At 62.3% G+C, this 2,409-nt stretch carries 2 protein-coding genes; both read right to left on the bottom strand.

Annotation, left to right across the window (positions count from 1 at the left end):
* Positions 1–255: 255 nt before the first annotated feature.
* Complete coding sequence (locus tag EN914_RS32215) at positions 256–1,701, bottom strand: homospermidine synthase (protein WP_013529731.1); 1,446 nt, start codon at positions 1,699–1,701, stop codon at positions 256–258.
* 130 nt (positions 1,702–1,831) lie between these two features.
* Positions 1,832–2,409 (bottom strand): DUF3445 domain-containing protein (locus EN914_RS32210; RefSeq protein WP_164779065.1); only part of this gene is annotated, 578 nt, incomplete at its 5' end.

Below are 2,409 nucleotides of genomic sequence, written 5' to 3'. Positions count from 1 at the left end.
GCACAGGCGGCGAGCATCGCCGAAATGGCACCCGCCACGCTCATCGAAAGAATTTTGCGCGCAATGATCATGTGAAAATCCTCTCCTCTCGCATCGGCCCAAAAATCGGAAATCGATTTTCGACAAGCACGAGGCGTGCATCCAAGTTTCCAGAGCGACGTGCGTCCAGATGAATACGTATCGCTATGGTCCGCATCCCTTCAATCGCCCGATTTCCGGGCGATTGCAAGGCAGTGAGGCAGGTGGGCGGTGCTGCTATCGCACAAGGATGTTGCGGAACTGCCACGGGTCGTTCCGGTCGAGGTCTTCCGGGAACAGGCCGGGACGGTTATCGAGCGGCGTCCAGTCGGTGTAGTAGCCCTTGACCGGTCCGAGATACTGGGACTGCACTTCCAGGCACCGCCTGTAGTCCATCTCGTCGGCTTCGACGATGCCGGCCTCGGGATTCTCCAGCGCCCAGACCATGCCCGAGAGCACCGCCGAGGTGACCTGCATGCCGGTGGCATTCTGGTAGGGGGCCAGCTTGCGCGCCTCGGCGAGCGACAGCTGCGAGCCGTACCAGTAGGCATTCTTGTCGTGGCCGTAGAGCAGCACGCCGAGTTCGTCGACGCCGTCGATCAACTCGTTCTCGTCGAGCACATGATGCACCGGCTGAGGCTTGCCGGCGGCGCCGAACATCTCGTCAAGCGACAGCATCGCGTCGTTGCAGGGATGATAGGCATAGTGGCAGGTCGGGCGGTAATGCACCTTGCCCTTCTTCGAACGCACGGTGAAGAAATCGGCGATAGAGATCGCCTCGTTATGCGTCACCAGCAGGCCGTATTGCGCGCCGGGCGTCGGGCACCACGAGCGCACGCGCGTGTTGGCGCCCGGCTGCTCCAGGTAGATGGCTGCCTTCGAGCCGTGCTTGTGCTTCTTGGCGTTCTTCGGCATCCATGTCTCGTGTGTGCCCCAGCCAAGTTCCGCGGGCTGCAGGCCCTCGGAGATGAAGCCTTCGACCGACCATGTGTTCCAGAACACATCCATCGGTTTCGGCTTCTTGGTGCGCTGGGTGTCGCGTTCGGCGATGTGGATGCCCTTGACGCCGGCCTTCTTCATCAGCTTGGCCCAGCCCTCGCGGTCGTCCTGCGCGGGCTCCGAGAACTCCAGGCCAAGATCGGTGGCGAGATTGACCAACGCCTGCTTGACGAACCACGAGACCATGCCTGGATTGGCGCCGCAGGTGGAGACCGCCGTGGCGCCGCCGGGCTTGTCGTGCTTTTCCTTGAGCAGCGACTCGCGCAGCGCGTAATTGGTGCGGCTGGCGTTGTCGGCCTTGGCGTCGAAATAGAAGCCGAGCCACGGCTCGACGACGGTGTCGATGTAGAGCACGCCGAGCTTGCGGCAGAGCCGCATCAGGTCCACCGAGCCGGTATCAACCGACAGGTTGATGCAAAAGCCCTGGCCGCCGCCATTGGTCAGAAGCGGGGTCAGGAGCTTCTTGTAGTTCTTCTCGGTCACCGCTTCCTGGACGAAGGTGATGCCGCGCTCGTCGAGCAGCTTGCGGTCGGTGTCGCGCGGATCGATAACCGTCATGCGCGACTTGTCGAACTTGAAATGGCGTTCGATCAGCGGCAGCGTTCCCCGGCCGATCGAGCCGAAGCCGATCATCACGACAGGGCCGCTGATCTCACCGTAAACGGGCCAGTTTTCATTCGCCATTTTATCGAGCACTCCTTCAAAGCCCAGGAAACTGGGAAAACGCACACACAAAACCGGGCATCTTTGCCCGGCGGCCATGCGCTACATCACAGATCATTGTCACAAACCAGCGAAAAGCGCCAACCAGCGATCAGTCGTCATTGGCCATGTGGTTAAGGACCGTCATCAGCCGGTCGCGGTCCGATGTCAGGCCCTTGTAGTCGAGCTGGGCGAGATCGAGTGCTTCGAGCTGGGCGGCGAAAGACACCGCGAGCTTCGCCCGATCAGGGTGCCGCGCCAGCACCCTGAGAGGGTCGAGATGGATGCGGATGGTGAACAGGATATCGCGTGAAACAGGCAGTTTGCGCAGGGTTTGCCGCTCGACGCGAATGAAGGCATGGGCGTCGATGTCGCCATCGGGAAAGCGCGACGGCCGGTTGGTGGCGCGGTCGATGCGCTGCAGGTCGGAGAGCGGATGGTAGAGCGCGTTGTCGGCCTGGATCGACCAGTTGTAGCGCTCGACGGCCTGCCCCTGGAGGCCATCGAACATCCGGTTGATGAGTTCCGCCGGACGCGTGCCCGGGCCGAAACCCGGCACCGGCGCGTGGATGTCCTGCAGCGGCTTGCCGAACTTTTCCAGGAGCGACCAGGAGGAGGGAAAGCAGAGCGAGCCGGCGACCAGCCGCCAGCCGCTGTCACTGCTGCGCATCAGGATCAGGTCTTCCTGGA

The sequence above is a fragment of the Mesorhizobium sp. M7A.F.Ca.CA.001.08.2.1 genome (assembly GCF_003998455.1).
GTDB classification, from domain to species: domain Bacteria; phylum Pseudomonadota; class Alphaproteobacteria; order Rhizobiales; family Rhizobiaceae; genus Mesorhizobium; species Mesorhizobium ciceri.
This window is presented reverse-complemented; position numbering and strand designations above follow the sequence as displayed.

Coding starts and splice junctions, on each gene's coding strand:
- EN914_RS32215 (WP_013529731.1), bottom strand. CDS start 1,701: ATGGCGAATGAAAACTGGCCCGTTTACGGTGAGATCAGCGGCCCTGTC.